This is a genomic window from Arthrobacter cupressi (genome assembly GCF_900099975.1).
Classification (GTDB): domain Bacteria; phylum Actinomycetota; class Actinomycetes; order Actinomycetales; family Micrococcaceae; genus Arthrobacter; species Arthrobacter cupressi.
Window position 1 is genome coordinate 86,457 of the sequence record NZ_FNEI01000014.1, and the last position, 18,691, is coordinate 105,147.

Consider the following 18,691-nt stretch of genomic DNA (forward strand, 5'->3'; position numbering starts at 1 on the left):
AGGGCAACGCGCAGGCGGCAGGGGCTAATTTCGGGACTTTCACACGACACGCTGAGCGGGTCATTGAATGTGTGATTCCCAGCCCATACCGTCGCATAAGAGTTACTTGACATAACTATAACCTTCAACTAGAGGGTTAAGGTCCAAGGATTCAAGTTGGACTCGATCAGTTTCGCTATAGGACACAAGCAAGGGGCACGAAACGTGGCAGCACCGCAGAATTACTTGGCCGTCATCAAGGTCGTCGGCATCGGCGGCGGTGGCGTGAACGCAGTCAACCGGATGATCGAGGTCGGCCTTCGGGGCGTCGAGTTCATCGCCATCAACACCGACGCGCAGGCGCTTCTCATGAGCGACGCCGACGTCAAGCTCGACGTCGGACGCGAACTCACCCGCGGCCTCGGCGCGGGTGCCAACCCCGACGTCGGACGCCAGGCCGCCGAAGACCACGCCGACGAAATCGAAGAGGTCCTGCGCGGCGCGGACATGGTCTTCGTGACCGCCGGCGAAGGCGGTGGCACGGGCACTGGCGGCGCCCCCGTGGTTGCCCGCATCGCACGCTCCCTCGGTGCGCTGACCATCGGCGTGGTGACCCGCCCCTTCACCTTCGAAGGCCGCCGCCGCGCCAACTCCGCCGAGAACGGCATCGACGCCCTGCGCGACGAAGTCGACACCCTCATCGTCATCCCCAACGACCGCCTGCTTTCCATTAGCGACCGGAACGTCTCTGTCCTCGACGCCTTCCGCTCCGCCGACCAGGTGCTGCTCTCCGGTGTCCAGGGCATCACCGACCTCATCACCACCCCCGGCCTGATCAACCTCGACTTCGCCGACGTGAAATCCGTCATGCAGGGCGCAGGCTCCGCGCTCATGGGCATTGGCTCCGCCCGCGGCGAAGACCGCGCGGTCAAGGCGGCGGAACTCGCCATCGCCTCCCCGCTGCTCGAAGCGTCCATCGACGGCGCCCATGGCGTGCTGCTCTCCATCCAGGGCGGCTCAGACCTCGGCCTCTTCGAAATCAACGAGGCAGCCCGCCTGGTCCAGGAAGTGGCGCACCCCGAAGCCAACATCATCTTCGGCGCCGTCATCGACGACGCCCTGGGCGATGAAGCGCGGGTCACCGTCATCGCGGCAGGCTTCGATGACGTCAAGGCCACCTCGCCGTCCATGAACCAGCCCGCAGGGCAGTCGGCGGCCCCCGCGCAGCCGGCAGCCCAGCCACAGGCTCCCGCTGCCCCGGAACGCGCGGCCAGCCCGGCCCCGGCCTACCAGGCACCGCAGCACGTTGCCGCCGGCGTCGCCAGCTCCGGCCTGAGCAACTGGGGCCAGCAGCGCCCGGCCGCCCTGCCCGCCGATTCCGGCTTCGACGTCGACCTTCCCGCCGTCGTCGAACCGGACCTGTCCGGCGGCCGCAGCGACGACCTCGACGTCCCCGACTTCCTGAAGTAACCCGGGAGCCAGTCAGCAGTGTTTTGGTGGCGCAATGAAGTGCGGCCCGGATTGTGGGTCGCCTTCACCGATACCGACGCCGGCAACCTCGCCCTGCACGTCGGCGACGACCCGGATGAGGTCCTGGTACGCCGGGCCCGGCTGGAATCAGCAGCCGGGCTCGGCGGCCGCCGCTTCCAGTACATGTCCCAGGTGCACGGCACCACCGTGAGCTTCATCGGGGACGACCCCGAACCGCCCACCGCGGACGCGATGGTCTCCACCGGGCAGCCCCTTGCCGTGATGGTGGCCGACTGCGTTCCCGTGGTCCTGGCAGGTGAAAGTGCCGAGGGGTCGGTCCTGGCCGTGGCCCACGCGGGCAGGCCCGGGGTCGCCTCCGGAATCGTGCCCGCAACCGTCAGGGAAATGCGGCAGCGGGGTGCGGAAGGGATCACGGCATGGATTGGTCCGTCGATCTGCGGGCAGTGCTACGAGGTTCCCGGGGAGCTCCGCGCCGAAGTCGCGGCAGCCGTGCCGGAAAGCTGGGCCGTGACATCCTGGGGCACCCCGGCATTGGACCTGCCGGCAGGCGTCCGTGCTCAACTCGGCGCCCTCGGCGTCGCCGTCGACTACTCGGGCGAATGCACCAGGGAGTCGCCGGGCCTGTTCTCCTACCGGCGCAGGCAGCAGACCGGCCGCTTCGCCGGCCTCGTATGGACCCATGACTGAATCCGGCCTGACAGGGACCGGACGGGAAGGTGAAATGGACGAACGGGCACTCCAGCTCCAGGACAGGCTTGCCGCCGTGCGTGCCAGGATCACGGCAGCGTCCCGGGCTGCGGGCCGCGACGTGGAGCCCGGGCTGATCGTGGTCACGAAATTCCACCCAGCAGCCGATGTCTCCCGCCTGGCCGGCCTCGGAATCCGGGACGTGGGGGAGAACCGCGACCAGGAAGCGTCCGCCAAGGCCGCCGAACTGCCGGGGCTGGGACTGCGTTGGCACTTCATTGGCCAGCTCCAGAGCAAGAAGGCCAAGTCCGTCGTCAAATACGCGCATTCAGTGCAATCCGTCGACCGGCCCCAGCTCGCCGAAGCCCTCGCCAAGGCGATCCTGCGCGCCCAGGAGGAGACCGGCCGGCCGGACCTCGACTGCTTCATCCAGGTCAGTCTCGACGACGACGCCGGCGAGCACCGCGGCGGGGCCGCTCCGGCCGCCGTCGGGCAGCTCGCGGACAGCATCGCTGAGGCCCCCGGGCTCCGGCTCGCCGGGGTGATGGCGGTTGCGCCGCTCGGCGGGCGTCCGGAGGACGCCTTCGAGAGGCTCGCCGGAATTTCGGCGGCGCTGCGCGAAGCCCACCCCGGGGCGGACGCGATCTCCGCGGGCATGAGCCAGGACCTCGAAGCAGCCGTCCTCCACGGAGCGACACACCTGCGAATCGGCTCGGATATTCTCGGTTCCCGTCCCGCCGTGGGGTAGCGTCAAAGTATTGGAAGCGACGGGCCGACGCCTCCATGTCAAGCCACGGGCGGCCCGCCAACTGCAGACACGATTGGAGTCCAGCATGGCTGGCGCATTGCGCAAGACAATGGTTTATCTTGGGCTCGCCGACGGCGATGAGCACTACGAGTCTGAGCACCACCTGCCGCGCAGGGAAGAGGAGCACGCCGGCGCCGCCGAGCAGGAAGAGCGCCGTGCCCCCGCACCTGTCCGGGAAGCCGTCCGTGAAGTACCCCAAGCCGCCGCCGAAGAGGAATACCGCGCCCCCGTGACACCCATCAAGCGTGCGGCCTCGAGCCGCGAAGACAGCTCCGGACTCCGCCAGATCACCACGGTCCACCCCCGCTCCTACAACGATGCCAAGATCATCGGTGAGAGCTTCCGGGACGGCATCCCTGTGATCATGAATGTCACCGACATGGGTGAGGCGGACGCCAAGCGCCTGGTGGACTTCTCCGCCGGCCTGGTCTTCGGCCTGCACGGAAGCATCGAGAGGGTCACCAACAAGGTGTTCCTGCTGTCGCCGTCGTATGTCGAGGTCCTCGGCGACGACAAGAAGGCCAGCGAAGGGCAGGCCTCGTTCTTCAACCAGAGCTGACCGGCAAACCAGCCGAGACAGATGCCAGGCAGGCAACTGCCTGGCATCTGTGTTGGAATAGAGAACATCAGCCGTTTGCGATCGAGGAGAACTGAGCTAAGCCGTGGGCATTGTTTTTGGCCTTATTTACATCGCATTGCTGTTGTTCCAGATTTCCCTCATCATCAGGATTGTCTTTGACCTGGTGCAGATGTTTGCCCGCCAATGGCGCCCGCGCGGTGCCGCCCTGCTCGCAGCCCATGCTGTGTACTCCGTCACGGACCCGCCCATCAAGCGGATCCGCCGCCTGGTGCCGCCCCTGCAGCTCGGCGGGATTTCCCTCGACCTGGCATTCCTGATTGTTTTCATCGTCGTGGTGATTGCGATGGGATTCGTCTGGACGCTGGTGTAGCTTTCTTCTAGGACTTGGACCTTCGGCAGCTCCGGCGGCCCGGCCCGGTTCCCGTGATTAACGCCAAGGGTGTTGAATTGGGGGAATCAGATGATATTTAGGTACCGTAGTTTTGAACGGCCGGAAGGCCTCCTGACTGACTAGACCAACGAGGTGACCAGATGGCTTTGACGCCAGAAGACGTTGTCAACAAGCGCTTTCAGCCGACTAAGTTCCGTGAAGGCTACGACCAGGATGAGGTAGACGATTTCCTTGATGAGATCGTCGTCGAACTGCGCCGTCTGAACCAGGAAAACGACGAGCTCCGCAAGAAGCTCGCCGAGGCCGGAAACCCCGCCGCCGCCAACGCCACCCCGGCACCCGTCGTCGAGAAGGTCCCTGCTCCGGTCAAGGCCGACAAGGACGCCGAAGCCAAGGCCAAGGCCGAAGCCGATGCAAAGGCCGAAGCCGAAGCCAAGGCTGCCGCTGAAGCAGAAGCCAAGAAGAAGGCCCAGGCCGCCGAAGCTGCCGCCCCGGCTCCCGCAGCCCCTGCAGGAACCGCCGCGTCTCCGTCCGCCGAGTCCGCTGCCGGCCTGCTGGCGATGGCCCAGCAGATGCACGACAAGCACGTCGCAGACGGTGAGCAGCAGAAGGAAAAGATCATCGCCGAGGCGCAGATCGAAGCCTCCACGCTCGTCAACGACGCCCAGGACAAGTCCCGCAAGATCCTCGGTGCCCTTGAGCAGCAGCGTTCCGTGCTCGAGCGCAAGGTCGAGCAGCTGCGTGGCTTCGAACGCGACTACCGCTCCCGCCTGAAGGCCTACATCGAAGGCCAGCTGCGTGACCTCGATGCCCGTGGTTCGGTTGCCGCTCCCGAGGTCGGCGAAGCAGCCGCAGAGGTCTAAGCAAGTATTCTGAAAGCCGGTGGCTGAGGACTCCTCGGCCACCGGCTTTCGCTGTTAAGAGCAGCACACCCCACGGCCACCCGGATGAAAGCACTATGAGCGACGAACACTACAGCGGCACCACGGAGCCGGAACGCACTACCCGCCGGATGCGGCGCCCGGCACTGCTCTGGCTTTTCGCGGGCTTCGCGGTCTTCGCCTACGCCTTCGACCAGCTCACCAAGCTGTGGGTCACCGGCACCATGGTGGAGGGGGAACGGATCCCCGTGCTCCCGCCCCTGCTGCACTGGTACTACATCCGCAACTCCGGGGCGGCCTTCTCGATCGGCGAGAACGTCACATGGGTTTTCACGCTCGTCATGGCCGGTGTTTCCGTGGCCATCTTCTTCCAGCTGCGCAAACTCGGCTCGGTCTGGTGGGCCCTGGCGCTCGGCCTGCTGCTCGGCGGCGCCCTGGGGAATCTGACGGACAGGCTCTTCCGCGAACCGGCTTTCGGCATGGGGCACGTGGTCGACTTCATCCAGCTGCCCAACTTCGCGATCTTCAACATCGCCGATTCCGCCGTCGTGAGTGCGGTGACAGTGATCTGCCTGCTGACCCTGCGCGGCATCGGCCTGGACGGCAGGAAGCAGCAGCACGCACCGAAGCACGAAGGCTCCGGGCGGGCCGATGCGGAGCAGGATGACGCAGACCGTGCCGAGAAGGACCGGGGGGCATCCGGCGATGCCTGAGTCGTTCCCCGTGCCGGCGGAGCTGGGCGGCGCCCGCGCCGATGCAGGGCTGGCGAAGCTCATGGACATCTCCCGGTCAGCCGCAGCACTGCTGCTCGCCGAAGGCAATGTCCGGGCAGGCAATGCGGTCCTCGCGAAGTCCGCCAAGCTCACCGCCGGCACCGTCTTGTCAGTAACCATTCCCGAACGCCGGGACCCCTTGGAAGTCGTGGAGGAAGTAGTGGAAGGCCTGAACATCCTGCTGGACGATGAGGACTTTGTCGTCATCGACAAGCCCGTGGGTGTTGCGGCGCATCCTTCGCCCGGCTGGGTGGGACCCACCGTGGTCGGCGGACTGGCAGGTGCCGGCTACCGTATTTCCACTTCGGGCGCGGCTGAACGGGCCGGCATCGTGCACCGGCTCGACGTCGGAACTTCCGGCGTGATGGTGGTGGCCAAAACCGAACACGCCTACACGGTGCTGAAGAGGGCCTTCAAGGAGCGCACCGTGGACAAGGTCTACCATGCCGTCGTCCAGGGTCTGCCCGAGCCGCTCGAAGGAACCATCGACGCGCCGATCGGCCGCCACCCCGGCCACGACTGGCGCTTCGCCGTCATCGAGGACGGCCGCCCTTCCGTGACGCACTACGAGGTCATTGAAGCCTTCGGCAAGGCCAGCCTCGTGGAGGTGCACCTGGAAACCGGCAGGACCCACCAGATCCGGGTCCACTTCTCGGCCCTGCGGCACCCCTGCGCCGGCGACCTCACGTACGGTGCCGACCCTCGGCTGGCCGCAACCCTGGGCCTTACCCGGCAGTGGCTGCACGCACGCAGGCTCGGCTTCAGCCACCCCCGCAGCGGCGACTGGGTAGAGGTCACCAGCCAGTACCCCGCGGACCTGCAGTACGCGCTGGACCTGCTGGCCAGCGGGGACGCCTGAGCCCCGCCCCGCGCAGTCCTGAGGCCACCTTGGTCCGTTGACCCCGTCCCGGGCCGGGGTTACCGTGTGTGCATCATTGGCGTGTCCAGCCGCGAGGCAGGAGGCATGGGGTGCAGACAAAGCAGCGTGGGAGCCTTTTCCGGCCGGCGGCAGCCGCGATTGCCGGAACGGTGGTTTGGTTTGCCGGCATTACGCCGGCGCAGCGCGTGTACACCACCCGGGACGCGGCACTCCGCCTGGCGATCCTTGAGCGCTCCGGGCCGCGATGGGTCGCCGGGCAGCATGTGGCCGCGATGGGAACGGCCGCGGTGCCGGTGGCTTATGCCGCGCTGGCCCGTGGACTTCCCCAAGGGAAGGCCCGTGGCCTGGCGGGGACTGCCGCGGCCGCCCTGCTCGCCGGCGCTCCGATGTTCATCTGGTGCCTGGCGGACCGGGGCAGTGACCTCGAGCGCTTCGCGTACCGCCGCGGGGCCGGCTGGCCGTTCGCCTTCTACGCCTGGTCCCACGTGGCCGCCCTCGCCGCATTGGCCGGCGCCTTCGCCGCCCTGCCCGCTCCGCGCCCCACCCGCACCGCGCTGGCCCTCGCGGGGACGTCGGCCGCGTCCGCCGCCGTGCTGGCCGCCACCGGTGACATCCCACCGTTCGTGTTCTACCTCGCGGAGGGTGCCGCGGCCGCCGTGCTGCTCCGCCGGACAGCCGACGACGGCGGGGACGCCTGAGCCGCTCGACGGTAGACTGACGTGGTGACTTCCAGCAATGCCTCGTTCGTCCACCTGCACACCCACACCGAGTACTCCATGCTGGACGGGGCGGCCCGGCTTGGCGAGCTGTTCAACGAGACCGAACGCCTGGGGATGCCGGCCCTGGCCACAACCGACCACGGTTACCTCTTCGGCGCTTTCGACTTCTGGAAGAAAGCCACGGACAAGGGCATCAAGCCGATCATCGGCGTCGAAGCCTACGTCACTCCCGGCACGGCCCGCACGGACAAGGAGCGCGTGCGCTGGGGCGATGAGAGCCAGCGCAAGGACGACGTTTCGGGTGGTGGCGCCTACACCCACATGACGCTGCTCAGCTACAACAACGCCGGCATGCGGAATCTCTTCCGGGCCTCCTCGATCGCTTCGCTCGATTCGGTTTTCGGCAAATGGCCCCGCCTTGACCGTGAACTGCTGAACACCTACTCCGAGGGCCTCATCGCCACCACCGGCTGCCCCTCCGGCGAGATCCAGACCCGCCTCCGCCTCGGCCAGTACCGCGAGGCTGTCGAGGCAGCTGCCGAGTTCCGGGACATCTTCGGCGCGGAGAACTACTTCTGCGAACTCATGGACCATGGCCTGGACATCGAGCGGCGGGTCACCGGCGACCTGCTGCGCCTGGCCAAGGAACTGAACATCCCGCTGGTGGCCACCAACGACCTCCATTACACGCACGAGCACGACGCCAAGGCGCACGAAGCCCTGCTGGCCATCCAGTCCGGCTCGACCCTGCTGGAACCCACGTACGACCAGGGCGGTTCGCGCTTCGCGTTCTCCGGGAGCGGCTACTACCTGAAGTCACCGCAGGAAATGCGGGAACTGTTCCGCGACCATCCCGAGGCCTGCGACAACACCCTCCTCATCGCTGAACGCTGCGAAGTCTCCTTCAACACGGGCGCCAACTACATGCCGCGCTTCCCCTGCCCGCCGGGGGAGGACGAGACCTCCTGGCTGGTCAAGGAAGTGGCCAAGGGCCTGGAATACCGTTACCCGCAGGGCATCCCGGACAAAGTCCGCAAGCAGGCGGACTACGAGCTCGACGTCATCACCTCGATGGGCTTCCCCGGCTACTTCCTGGTGGTCGCGGACTTCATCAACTGGGCCAAGAACAATGGCATCCGGGTGGGTCCGGGACGTGGTTCCGGTGCCGGCTCCATGGTGGCCTACGCCATGCGCATCACCGACCTGGATCCCCTGGAACACGGGCTGATCTTCGAACGCTTCCTCAACCCGGACCGTGTGTCCATGCCCGACTTCGACGTCGACTTCGATGACCGCCGCCGCCCCGAAGTCATCGACTACGTGACCCGGAAGTACGGCGACGAGCGCGTGGCCATGATTGTCACTTACGGCACCATCAAGACCAAGCAGGCGCTCAAGGACTCCTCGCGCGTGCTCGGCTACCCCTTCAGCATGGGCGAGACCCTCACCAAGGCCCTGCCGCCGGCCGTCATGGCCAAGGACATCCCGCTCGCGGACATCCAGAACCCGCAGGCCAAGCGTTACGGGGAAGCTGGGGACTTCCGGCAGCTGATCTCCACGGATCCCGAGGCCGCCAAGGTCTTCGAGACCGCCCTCGGCATCGAGGGCCTGAAGCGGCAGTGGGGCGTCCACGCGGCCGGCGTGATCATGTCCTCGGACCCGATCATCGACGTCATCCCGATCATGCGCCGCTTCCAGGACGGCCAGGTCATCACCCAGTTCGACTACCCCACGAGCGAAGGCCTCGGCCTGATCAAGATGGACTTCCTGGGCCTGCGGAACCTGACGATCATTTCCGACGCCCTGGAGAACATCAAGCTCAACCGCGGCGTCGACCTGGACCTGGAAACCCTGGCCCTGGACGATGCGGCGTCCTACGAACTGCTGGCCCGCGGTGACACCCTGGGCGTGTTCCAGCTCGACGGCGGGCCCATGCGGTCGCTGCTCAAGCTGATGAAGCCTGACAACTTCGAAGACATTTCCGCCGTGCTGGCCCTGTACCGTCCGGGCCCCATGGGCGCCAACGCGCACACCGACTACGCCCTGCGCAAGAACAAGATCCAGGAAGTCGTTCCCATCCATCCCGAGCTGGCCGAGCCGCTGGAGGACATCCTCGGCGGGACCTTCGGCCTGATCGTGTACCAGGAACAGGTCATGGCCGTGGCGCAGAAACTGGCGGGCTACTCGCTCGGCCAGGCAGACATCCTGCGCCGTGCCATGGGCAAGAAGAAGAAGGAAGAACTGGACAAGCAGTTCGCCGGCTTCTCCCAGGGCATGCAGGACAACGGCTACTCCATGGAAGCGGTCAAGACCCTCTGGGACATCCTGCTGCCGTTCTCCGACTACGCCTTCAACAAGGCACACTCCGCGGCCTACGGCGTGATCTCGTACTGGACGGCCTACCTGAAGGCGCACTACGCGCCTGAATACATGGCCGCGCTGCTGACTTCCGTGGGCGACGACAAGGACAAGTCAGCCATCTACCTGAACGAATGCCGGCGCATGGGCATCACCGTGCTGCCGCCGGACGTCAACGAATCCGCACTGACCTTCACCCCGGTGGGCACCGATATCCGTTTCGGCATGGGCGCCATCCGCAACGTCGGTTCGAACGTCGTCGACTCCATGGTGACGGCCCGCCAGGAGCAAGGCCGCTACGAATCGTTCTCCGACTTCCTGATGAAGGTTCCGGCCGTCGTGTGCAACAAGCGCACCATTGAATCCCTCATCAAGGCCGGTGCCTTCGACTCACTAGGGCACTCGCGCCGCGCCCTGGCGATGATCCATGAGGAAGCGATCGACTCCGTCATCACCCTCAAGCGCAACGAGGCGATCGGCCAGTTCGACCTGTTCGCCGGCTTCGAAGACGACAAATCCGAGCCCTCCTTCACCACGGACATCCCGGACCTGCCGGAATGGGAGAAGAAGGACAAGCTCGCCTTCGAACGGGACATGCTGGGGCTCTACGTCTCGGACCACCCCTTGCAGGGCCTGGAAGGGGTGCTCAGCCAGCACGCCGAACAGTCCATTTCCTCGATCATCGCCGAAGACGGCCCGCACGACGGCGCGATCGTCACCATCGCGGGCATGATCACCTCGCTGAGCCGCCGGATCGCCAAGGCCAGCGGCAATGCCTACGCACGGGCCGAGATCGAAGACCTCGGGGCCTCGATGGAAGTCATGTTCTTCGGCCAGGTCTACGGACCGATCGCCTCGGTCCTGGCCGAGGACCTGATCGTGGTGGTCAAGGGCCGCCTCCAGCGCCGCGACGACGGTGCCGTCACCCTGAACTGCATGGAGCTTTCCGTCCCGGACCTGAGCGAGGGAGTGAACGGGCCGCTGGTCATCACCATGCCCACGCACAAGGCCACCGAGGCGGTCGTCACCGAACTCAGGGATGTGCTGGGCAACCACCGCGGCAACTCCGAGGTCCGGCTGAACCTCCACGGGGACACCAAGATCGAGGTGATGGCCCTGCCGATCCATCTGCGGGTGAACCCGAACCCTGCCCTGTTCGGGGACCTGAAGGTGCTGCTGGGGCCGGCCTGCCTGGACGGCTGAACCGGCTGGACACCAGAGCGGGCCCGGAGAGGTGGGCGGCTCCCGCTCAGATTTCGTAGTCGAGCGGGACAGGTTGCCCGTAGCTGCCCGAGTGGTACAGCAGCGGGCTGCCGTCCTCGCCCACCTGCCCGTCCACCACTTCGACGACGACCACCGCGTTGTTCTCGAAGGAGAGCCGCATCTGGATTTTCCCGATGAGCCAGCCGGTGACGTTTTTCAGCAGCGGCACCCCGAAAGGCCCGGGCTCCCAGTGGTCGCCTTCGAAGCGCTCTCCGCCGCCCCGGGCGAATCGGTCGGCCAAGGCCTCGTTTTCGTGGCCGAGCATGTGCAGCCCGATGTAGGTCGAGTTCGCGATGGCCGGCCAGGAGCTTGAACTGCGCGACATGTTGAAGGTGAAGCGGGGCGGCTCGGCGGACAGTGAAGCCACCGACGTCGCCGTGAAGCCGAAGGGGCTGCCGGCCAGGTCCGCGGTGATGATGGAAACGCCCGCGGCGTGCCGCCGGAACATCTCCTTGAAGGTTCCCACGAAGGATGGGACGTCCGCAGTCATGGCCAGCTCCTGCTCAATATCGTGATCCGGTTCTTGGGATCAGCGTATTCCCATGCACAGCCCTGCGGGTATTCCGGGCCGGCCGGCGGCGCCTTGTTGCGGCGGGTAACGCAATCTTTGTTAATGTGTCATCCATGACCCTGCCAGCGTATGAGAGCACCGGACACGCACCGAACGGGATTCCCCCCGCTGAGGGCAGGGGCGCGGTGCGGCGTGGCCGCACCTGGCGCTGGGTTGCGGTACCCGCGGTTTCCGGCGCACTGCTCGGCATCGCCTGGTGGCTGCTGGCCCCTGGCGGTGCCAATCTGCTCACCGGCGACCCCGCCCTCGCGGATCCCGCCGCTCCGGTCACGCGGCTTCCCCGGGACCTTGTTCTGGCCGGCCTGCTGCTCCTGGCGGGCTGTTTCACCGCCGTGTGGCTCGATTCGAGCAAGCCGGAGGAAGGACGCGGACTGCGGACCATCCTGGCCACTGCCGGCGGGCTGGCCGGCGGGACCGCCGCCTGGCAGCTGGGCATGCTGGCCGCGCAATGGTGGGCGCCATCCGGGACCCTTCCCGAGGGCGAAGACGGCTTTACGCTCCGTTCCTTCGTGGTCCTGCTGGTCTGGCCGCTCACGGTGGCGGTGCTCGCCTTCCTGTACAACCTGGTCAGCCTGCTGGGCAAGGGAACACGCGTCGCCGGCGATGCACACTAAAATGGCCGGGTGACCATTTCTCCGGAGAACCCAGCCACCACTGTTACCGCGTCCCTTGATTTCCGCAGCATCGACCTGCGGGGCCGCGCGCTGTCCCTCGCGGAACTGCGTGCCGCCGTACCGCGGGCACAGCATCAGACGGTTGCCGACGCCGAACAGAAGGTCCTGGACATCATCGCCGCCGTCCGCTCCCGCGGCTTCGCGGCCCTGGGCGAATTCGCGCTGGCGTTCGACGGCGTCGAACAGTCCCACCCCCGGGTCCCGGCGGCGGCACTTGCCGAAGCCCTCGACAGCCTCGATCCGGCCGTTCGTTCCGCCCTGGAGGAATCCATCAGCCGTGCCCGCCGGTTCGCAGCAGCGCAGCGTCCCGCGGACGTCGACGTCGAACTCGGCGACGGCGCCGTCGTCAGCCAGAACTGGGTGCCGGTCGGCCGCGTCGGGCTCTACGTGCCAGGCGGCCTGGCGGTCTACCCGTCGTCCGTGATCATGAATGTGGTCCCGGCGCAGGCGGCCGGAGTGCCCTCGGTGGCCCTGGCGTCGCCGCCGCAGAAGGAGTTCGGCGGCCTGCCGCATCCCACCATCCTGGCCGCCGCCGCGCTGCTGGGCATCGACGAGGTCTACGCCATCGGCGGCGCGCAGGCCGTGGCCGCCTTTGCCTACGGCATCCCGGGCCCGGGCGGTGAGGAGACCCTTGAGCCCGTGGACGTCGTCACCGGTCCGGGAAACATCTTCGTGGCCACGGCCAAGCGCCTCGTCAAGGGCGTCGTCGGCATCGACTCCGAGGCCGGCACCACCGAGATCGCCATCCTCGCCGACGCCACCGCCCGTCCGGACCTCGTGGCCGCGGACCTCATCAGCCAGGCCGAACACGACCCGAAGGCGGCCTCGGTGCTCGTCACGGACTCGGCCGAACTCGCCGCGGCGGTGGATGCCGAGCTCAAGCGCCAGGCCGCCCGGACCAAGCACAGCGAACGCGTGGTGACGGCCCTCTCGGGGCCGCAGTCCGGCGTCGTACTGGTCGACAACTTGGAGCAGGGGATCGCGGTGTGTGACGCCTACGCGGCCGAGCACCTGGAAATCATGACGGCGGACGCGCCGGCGGTGGCCGCGCGGATCCGGAACGCGGGGGCGATCTTTGTCGGCGACTACAGCCCGGTCAGCCTCGGCGACTACTGCGCCGGCTCCAACCACGTGCTGCCCACCAGCGGCACGGCGGCGTTCTCCTCGGGGCTCAACGTCACCACCTTCCTGCGCGCGGTGCAGCTGATCAACTACTCCCGCCCTGCCCTGGAAGAGGTTAGCCGGCACATCGTAAGCCTGGCCGGTGCCGAGGACCTGCCCGGGCACGGCGACGCCGTCACGATCCGGTTCGCTGGAGAGTAAAAAACACTACATATACGGCGCGCAGCACTACATGTAGTAATTACATTCTTGTCATTATGATGCGTGCGAACGTAAAATGGTGGCGGAAGCACTGCTTCCGCCACCATGCTTTTCCGGCCGGACGGCCGGAAACCACGACGGGATGATTTAGGGAGGCCGGCGTGTATTGTCCGTTCTGCCGTAACCCCGACTCGCGCGTGGTGGACAGCCGCATGGCCGAGGACGGTTCCTCCATCCGCCGCCGCCGGCAGTGCCCTGAATGCGGCCGCCGGTTCACCACGGTGGAAACCACCAGCCTGTCCGTCGTCAAGCGCTCGGGCGTGGGCGAACCTTTCAGCCGGAGCAAGATCATCAACGGCGTCCGCAAAGCCTGCCAGGGGCGTCCCGTCACCGAGGACGACCTCGCCATGCTCGCCCAGGAAGTCGAGGAGAACATCCGGGCCTCGGGCGCGGCGGAGATTGACGCCCACCAGGTGGGGCTCGCCATCCTCGGTCCGCTGCAGAAGCTCGACCAGGTGGCCTACCTGCGTTTTGCCAGCGTCTACCAGGCGTTTGAATCCCTGGAAGACTTCGAATCCGCCATCGCCCTGCTCCGGGAAGAAGCCCAGCTACGGCAGGAAACTGCCGGGAAGAACGGCCGCAGCAAGGCCGGCGCCAAGGGCTCCCGGTAACTTTCCGCAGACTCCGGTGGTGGCGGCGGAGGGGAAGCCCCCGCCACCACCGGCACCAGGAATCCCTACTTGACCAGCTTGTGGTGGAAAGCGACTTCCAGCGCGGCACCGACGATGCCGGCGTCGTTCTTCAGCTCGGCGGTGACAATCTTGGTCCGCAGGTCCAGGTGCGGGAAATACTCGTCCGAGCGCTTCGAGATTCCGCCGCCGACGATGAACAGCTCGGGGGAGAAGAGGAACTCGACGTGCTGCAGGTAGCGGTTGAGCTTGACCCCGTACTCGTCCCAGCTCAGGCCGTCGCGCTCACGGGCGACGGCTGAGGCCTTGGTCTCGGCGTCGTGGCCGTCCACCTCCAGGTGGCCGAGTTCGGCGTTGGGGACCAGCTGGCCGTTGAAGATGAACGCGGAGCCGATGCCGGTGCCAAGGGTGATCACCAGGACCGTGCCGTCAACGCCTTCGCCGGCACCGTAGCGGGCTTCGGCAAGGCCGGCGGCGTCGGCGTCGTTGATCACCTCGACCGGGCGCCCCAGGCGGGCGCTGAACAGGCTGTCGACGTCCGTGTCCAGCCAGGACTTGTCCACGTTCGCCGCGGAGCGGACGACGCCGTGCTGGATGATGCCCGGGAAGGTGACGCCGACCGGCGAACCTTCCGCCGGAGCGTCGGGACGGCTTGAGAGTTCTTCGACGATCTGGGCCACGACCTCGGCCACGGCTTCCGGGGTGGAAGGCTGCGGGGTGGGGATCCGGAAGCGCTCACCGAGGAGCTTGCCCTTCTTCAGGTCCACGATCCCGCCCTTGATACCGGTACCGCCGATGTCGATTCCGATCAGGGGGGCGTGCTTGTGGGTCGTCGAGTCCTTCTTCGTCAATGCATATCCATTCTTGGCAGGTGGTTGGGCGGCAAAGAGTCGGGCGGGGTGCAGCCGGGAGCCGGCGGCCCGGCTCAGGGCAGTGTGAGGATTTCCGCGCCGTTGTCAGTAACCAGCAGGGTGTGTTCGAACTGTGCGGTCCGCTTGCGGTCCTTCGTCACCACGGTCCAGTTATCCGGCCACATGTCCCATTCGACGGTGCCGAGGGTGAGCATGGGCTCGATGGTGAAGACCATGCCCGACTCGATGACCGTGTTGTAGGCCGGTGCGGCGTCGTAGTGCGGAATGATCAGGCCCGTGTGGAAGGCCTCGCCCACTCCGTGGCCCGTGAAATCACGAACCACTCCGTAACCGAAACGCTTTGCGTAGGATTCGATGGCCCTGCCGATCACGTTGATCTCGCGGCCGGGTGCCACTGCCTTGATGGCCCGGTTGAGGGACTCCTGCGTCCGCTCCACCAGAAGACGGGACTCCTCGTCCACGTCGCCCACCAGGAAGGTGTAGTTGGTATCACCGTGCACGCCGTTGATGAACGCGGTGATGTCGATGTTCAGGATGTCGCCGTCCCGGACCACGGTGGAGTCCGGGATGCCGTGGCAGATGACTTCATTGAGTGAGGAACACAGCGACTTGGGGAAGCCCCGGTAGCCAAGGGTGGACGGATAGGCGTTGTGGTCCATGAGGAACTCGTGGCCGATCCTGTCCAGCTGGTCCGTGGTGACCCCGGGCTGGATGTGCTTTCCGACCTCCACGATCGCCTGCGCGGCGATCCGGCCCGCGATGCGGATCTTCTCGATGGTCTCCGCCGACTTTACTTCCGAGCCGGTGAACTTCGCCGGCGCCGGCTTGCCGACATACTCGGGGCGTGCGATCGACGCCGGAACCGGCAGTTGCGGGCTGACGGTTCCTTGGGTGAGCGTGCCGATGGGTGCAGTCAAAGCGGGGGAAGGCATACGCTGATCCTACTAGGGTGCAAGGAGACCCAGCTAACAATGTGCCCGGCCGGGCCGGTGCCGCCACGAAAGTTACGTGCCGTGGCGCCCCGGCGCTGCAGCCGCCGCGGGCACTGACCGGCGGGCCTACGGCACCGGGGCATGGAAGGAGCCACCGTGACGGAGTACTGGTACAACGTGCAGACCCACAAGGTCGAGGAGGACGCGATGTCCGACTGGACCCAGCTGATCGGGCCGTACAAGACCTGGGAGGAAGCCGAACACGCGCTCGAGAAGGTCCGTGCCCGCAACGAGGCTTGGGAAAAGGACGACGAAGACTAGGTTTAAATGCGAACTAGTCGCTAGAAGGAGTGTTCCGGCCCCGGGAAGCTGCCCGAACGGACCTCGTCGGCGTAACTGCGCGCGGCCTCGGAGAGGATTCCGCGCAGGTCCGCGTACTGCTTGACGAACTTAGCCATCTTCCCGCCGCGCAGCCCGGCCATGTCCTGCCAGACCAGTACCTGGCCGGTGGTTGCGTTGCCCGCTCCGATGCCGATGGTGGGCACCTTGATCGCGGCGTCGACGGCGGCGGCGGTCTCTGCCGGGACCATTTCCATAAGGACACTGAAGGCGCCGGCATCAACGAGCGCCACGGCGTCGTCGATCAGGCGCTGGGCGTCATCCCCGCGGCCCTGGACCCGGTATCCGCCCAGGGCGTGTTCGCTCTGCGGGGTGAAACCGATGTGGGCCATCACCGGAATGCCGGCCTGCACCATGGCCCGGACCGTGGGTGCGTAGTACGCGCCGCCTTCGATTTTCACCGCCTGGGCCAGGCCCTCCTTGAGGAAGCGGACGCCGGTGGCCACCGCCTGCTCGGCGGAAATTTCGTAGCTGCCGAACGGCAGGTCCGCCACGATGAGGGCGCGCTTTGCCGAGCGGGCGACGGCGCGGCAGAGAGGCAGCAGCTCGTCCACCGTGACGGGGAGGCTGGTTTCGTTGCCGAAGACGTTGTTGGACGCCGAGTCGCCGACCAGCAGAACCTCGACGCCGGCTTGGTCGAAGATCTCCGCGGTGTACTGCTCATAGGCGGTCAGCATCGCGAAGCGGGCGCCGTTGGCCTTGGCCTGCTGGAGGTGGTGGAGGCGCACCCGGCCGGTCGGGACGGCCCCGGCCGTTCCGCCGGAGGCCGCCGCAGCCGCGGGGCCGGAACCGTACGGTGCCGGGGTTTCGGGACTGCTGCCCGTCCCGGAAGTGCGGCCGGATTCAGGGTGGTTGCGCGATTCAGCGTTGCTCGGGGCCATGACAAGAGCGTATGCGGTCCCCGTTCGGCTAGCCACCAGCGAGACAACGCTCCCGCTTTTGTAAACGCTGTGTTACGCCGGGCCCTGACATCGGCAATCGCGCACAATGCTTAGTAGAGTGAAGGCTGAGCTGCCGCGTCTCCGGAGAAAACTCCGCCTGCGGCGTGGACATTGAATCTGAAAAGGGGCCCCATGGACCGCCAGCAAGAGTTCGTACTGCGGACCATCGAAGAGCGTGACGTGCGCTTCGTTCGCTTGTGGTTTACCGACGTCGTCGGTTCGCTCAAGTCGGTGGCCCTTGCCCCGGCCGAGGTGGAAGGCGCCTTCGAAGAAGGCCTCGGCTTCGACGGCTCGTCCATCGAAGGACTTGCCCGCGTTTTCGAATCCGACATGCTCCTCCAGCCGGACCCGGCCACCTTCCAGATCCTGCCCTGGCGCGGCGATACCGAACAGACCTCCAGGATGTTCTGCGACATCCTCACCCCCGACGGCGAGCCGTCCGCCGCCGATCCGCGCAACGTCCTCAAGCGCACCCTCGCCAAGGCCGCGGACATGGGCTTCACCTGCTACACGCATCCGGAAATCGAGTTCTACCTCCTGAAGTCCAGCGAACTCGGGCCCAACGGCGCCCCGGTGCCCGTGGACGAAGGCGGGTACTTCGACCACGTTCCGGGAGGCGTGGCCCAGGACTTCCGGCGCACCGCCGTCACCATGCTCGAGTCCGTAGGCATCTCCGTCGAGTTCAGCCACCACGAGGCCGGCCCCGGGCAGAACGAGATCGACCTCCGCTACGCCGATGCCCTGCAGACAGCGGACAACCTCATGACGTTCCGCACGGTCATCAAGGAAGTGGCGCTGCAGCAGGGCACCTACGCCACTTTCATGCCCAAGCCGTTCACGGACCACCCCGGTTCCGGCATGCACACCCACTTCTCGCTCTTCGAAGGTGACACGAACGCCTTCTTCGAAGCCGGCTCGGAATTCCAGCTGTCCAAGACAGCACGCCAGTTCATTGCCGGCATCCTCAAGCACGCCCCGGAATTTACGGCCGTGACCAACCAGTTCGTGAACTCCTACAAGCGGCTCTGGGGCGGCGGCGAAGCCCCCAGCTACCTGAGTTGGGGCCACAACAACCGCTCCGCGCTGGTCCGTGTCCCGCTGTACAAGCCCGGAAAGGGCCAGTCCGCCAGGATTGAATACCGCGGCATCGACTCCGCCACCAACCCTTACTTGTCCTACGCCGTGCTGCTGGGTGCCGGCCTGAAGGGCATCGAGGAAGGCTACGAACTGCCGCCGGCGGCCGAGGACGACGTCTGGTCATTGACCTCCGCCGAGCGCAAGGCGATGGGCCATGCTCCGCTGCCCTCCAGCCTGCACGACGCCATCCGCGCCATGGAGGACTCCGAGCTCGTGGCGCAGATCCTGGGGGAGCAGGTGTTCGAACACTTCCTGCGCAACAAGCGCGCGGAGTGGCAGGACTACCGGCTCCAGGTCACCCCGTACGAGCTGCAGCGCAACCTCGGCATCCTCTAGGCGGACG

The 18,691-nt window shown here is 66.6% G+C and carries 19 protein-coding genes; 15 read left to right on the forward strand and 4 right to left on the reverse strand.

The genetic code is table 11. The features are described from left to right. Positions 1–204 precede the first annotated feature (204 nt). The 10 genes from ftsZ (at position 205) to dnaE (ending at position 10,750) form a co-directional block, all read left to right on the forward strand. Positions 205–1,449 carry a cell division protein FtsZ gene (gene ftsZ / locus BLP88_RS15210; RefSeq protein WP_074590551.1) on the forward strand — a complete coding sequence of 415 codons (1,245 nt, stop codon included), beginning with the start codon at positions 205–207 and terminating at the stop codon, positions 1,447–1,449. Positions 1,450–1,467: 18 nt separating this feature from the next. Then, positions 1,468–2,157, forward strand: a complete 690-nt coding sequence (locus BLP88_RS15215; protein ID WP_074590553.1) for a purine nucleoside phosphorylase YfiH/LACC1 family protein — start codon at positions 1,468–1,470, stop codon at positions 2,155–2,157. Then, positions 2,150–2,905: a YggS family pyridoxal phosphate-dependent enzyme gene (locus BLP88_RS15220; protein ID WP_074590555.1), complete on the forward strand. Its 756-nt coding sequence runs from the start codon at positions 2,150–2,152 to the stop codon at positions 2,903–2,905. Before BLP88_RS15215 ends, BLP88_RS15220 begins: the two co-directional genes overlap by 8 nt. A gap of 85 nt (positions 2,906–2,990) precedes the next feature. After that, the gene (locus tag BLP88_RS15225) at positions 2,991–3,524 is read left to right on the forward strand and encodes a cell division protein SepF (protein WP_074590557.1); all 534 of its coding nucleotides are present in this window, start codon (positions 2,991–2,993) and stop codon (positions 3,522–3,524) included. Between the two features lie 103 nt (positions 3,525–3,627). Beyond that, positions 3,628–3,915 (forward strand): YggT family protein, encoded by a 288-nt coding sequence (locus BLP88_RS15230; protein ID WP_074590558.1) that lies wholly within the window; start codon positions 3,628–3,630, stop codon positions 3,913–3,915. A 161-nt stretch (positions 3,916–4,076) separates the two neighbouring features. Next, positions 4,077–4,799, forward strand: coding sequence for a DivIVA domain-containing protein (locus BLP88_RS15235; RefSeq protein ID WP_074590560.1), 723 nt, complete (start codon positions 4,077–4,079; stop codon positions 4,797–4,799). A gap of 95 nt (positions 4,800–4,894) precedes the next feature. After that, positions 4,895–5,530, forward strand: coding sequence for a signal peptidase II (gene lspA / locus BLP88_RS15240; protein WP_084111276.1), 636 nt, complete (start codon positions 4,895–4,897; stop codon positions 5,528–5,530). Continuing rightward, positions 5,523–6,449 carry an RluA family pseudouridine synthase gene (locus BLP88_RS15245; RefSeq protein ID WP_074590561.1) on the forward strand — a complete coding sequence of 309 codons (927 nt, stop codon included), beginning with the start codon at positions 5,523–5,525 and terminating at the stop codon, positions 6,447–6,449. The genes lspA and BLP88_RS15245 overlap by 8 nt, the downstream gene beginning before the upstream one ends. A 110-nt stretch (positions 6,450–6,559) precedes the next feature. Further along, positions 6,560–7,168, forward strand: coding sequence for a hypothetical protein (locus BLP88_RS15250; RefSeq protein WP_074590563.1), 609 nt, complete (start codon positions 6,560–6,562; stop codon positions 7,166–7,168). 24 nt (positions 7,169–7,192) lie between these two features. Next, positions 7,193–10,750, forward strand: coding sequence for a DNA polymerase III subunit alpha (gene dnaE, locus BLP88_RS15255; RefSeq protein WP_074590603.1), 3,558 nt, complete (start codon positions 7,193–7,195; stop codon positions 10,748–10,750). Between the two features lie 46 nt (positions 10,751–10,796). Here dnaE and BLP88_RS15260 read toward each other — a convergent pair whose 3' ends face one another. Continuing rightward, the gene (locus BLP88_RS15260) at positions 10,797–11,300 is read right to left on the reverse strand and encodes a flavin reductase family protein (protein ID WP_074590564.1); all 504 of its coding nucleotides are present in this window, start codon (positions 11,298–11,300) and stop codon (positions 10,797–10,799) included. Between the two features lie 134 nt (positions 11,301–11,434). Here BLP88_RS15260 and BLP88_RS15265 point away from each other — a divergent pair, with 134 nt between their 5' ends. From BLP88_RS15265 to nrdR, 3 genes are all read left to right on the forward strand, one after another. After that, entirely contained in the window at positions 11,435–11,995 is a 561-nt protein-coding gene (locus tag BLP88_RS15265) for a hypothetical protein (RefSeq protein ID WP_139163412.1), read from the forward strand. A gap of 9 nt (positions 11,996–12,004) precedes the next feature. Further along, a complete protein-coding gene (gene hisD, locus BLP88_RS15270; RefSeq protein ID WP_074590568.1) occupies positions 12,005–13,378 on the forward strand; it encodes a histidinol dehydrogenase in 1,374 nt (457 codons plus the stop codon). 161 nt (positions 13,379–13,539) lie between these two features. Further along, on the forward strand, positions 13,540–14,049 hold the full coding sequence (gene nrdR / locus BLP88_RS15275; RefSeq protein ID WP_074590570.1) for a transcriptional regulator NrdR: 510 nt from the start codon (positions 13,540–13,542) through the stop codon (positions 14,047–14,049). 65 nt (positions 14,050–14,114) lie between these two features. Here the strand turns inward: nrdR and ppgK are convergent, their stop codons facing one another. Together ppgK and map are read right to left on the reverse strand one after the other, a co-directional pair. Further along, a complete protein-coding gene (ppgK, locus tag BLP88_RS15280) occupies positions 14,115–14,918 on the reverse strand; it encodes a polyphosphate--glucose phosphotransferase (RefSeq protein ID WP_074590572.1) in 804 nt (267 codons plus the stop codon). Positions 14,919–14,992: 74 nt separating this feature from the next. Next, positions 14,993–15,871: a type I methionyl aminopeptidase gene (gene map, locus BLP88_RS15285; RefSeq protein ID WP_074590574.1), complete on the reverse strand. Its 879-nt coding sequence runs from the start codon at positions 15,869–15,871 to the stop codon at positions 14,993–14,995. 156 nt (positions 15,872–16,027) lie between these two features. Between map and BLP88_RS15290 the strand changes: the two genes are divergently transcribed. Beyond that, the gene (locus BLP88_RS15290; RefSeq protein WP_139163413.1) at positions 16,028–16,192 is read left to right on the forward strand and encodes an SPOR domain-containing protein; all 165 of its coding nucleotides are present in this window, start codon (positions 16,028–16,030) and stop codon (positions 16,190–16,192) included. Between the two features lie 20 nt (positions 16,193–16,212). Here BLP88_RS15290 and panB read toward each other — a convergent pair whose 3' ends face one another. Beyond that, on the reverse strand, positions 16,213–17,151 hold the full coding sequence (panB, locus tag BLP88_RS15295) for a 3-methyl-2-oxobutanoate hydroxymethyltransferase (protein ID WP_074590576.1): 939 nt from the start codon (positions 17,149–17,151) through the stop codon (positions 16,213–16,215). A gap of 192 nt (positions 17,152–17,343) precedes the next feature. On the opposite strand from panB, the gene glnA reads away from it, so the two are divergent. Further along, positions 17,344–18,684 (forward strand): type I glutamate--ammonia ligase, encoded by a 1,341-nt coding sequence (gene glnA / locus BLP88_RS15300; protein WP_074590578.1) that lies wholly within the window; start codon positions 17,344–17,346, stop codon positions 18,682–18,684. Positions 18,685–18,691 lie beyond the last annotated feature (7 nt).

What these genes read in the sequence shown, in the direction of transcription:
- map (WP_074590574.1), bottom strand. Translation starts at nt 15,871, where the DNA reads ATGCCTTCCCCCGCTTTGACTGCACCCATCGGCACGCTCACCCAAGGA.
- lspA (WP_084111276.1), top strand. Translation starts at nt 4,895, where the DNA reads ATGAGCGACGAACACTACAGCGGCACCACGGAGCCGGAACGCACTACC.
- glnA (WP_074590578.1), top strand. Translation starts at nt 17,344, where the DNA reads ATGGACCGCCAGCAAGAGTTCGTACTGCGGACCATCGAAGAGCGTGAC.
- BLP88_RS15265 (WP_139163412.1), top strand. Translation starts at nt 11,435, where the DNA reads ATGACCCTGCCAGCGTATGAGAGCACCGGACACGCACCGAACGGGATT.
- BLP88_RS15225 (WP_074590557.1), top strand. Translation starts at nt 2,991, where the DNA reads ATGGCTGGCGCATTGCGCAAGACAATGGTTTATCTTGGGCTCGCCGAC.
- BLP88_RS15245 (WP_074590561.1), top strand. Translation starts at nt 5,523, where the DNA reads ATGCCTGAGTCGTTCCCCGTGCCGGCGGAGCTGGGCGGCGCCCGCGCC.
- BLP88_RS15235 (WP_074590560.1), top strand. Translation starts at nt 4,077, where the DNA reads ATGGCTTTGACGCCAGAAGACGTTGTCAACAAGCGCTTTCAGCCGACT.
- panB (WP_074590576.1), bottom strand. Translation starts at nt 17,151, where the DNA reads ATGGCCCCGAGCAACGCTGAATCGCGCAACCACCCTGAATCCGGCCGC.
- BLP88_RS15220 (WP_074590555.1), top strand. Translation starts at nt 2,150, where the DNA reads ATGACTGAATCCGGCCTGACAGGGACCGGACGGGAAGGTGAAATGGAC.
- BLP88_RS15260 (WP_074590564.1), bottom strand. Translation starts at nt 11,300, where the DNA reads ATGACTGCGGACGTCCCATCCTTCGTGGGAACCTTCAAGGAGATGTTC.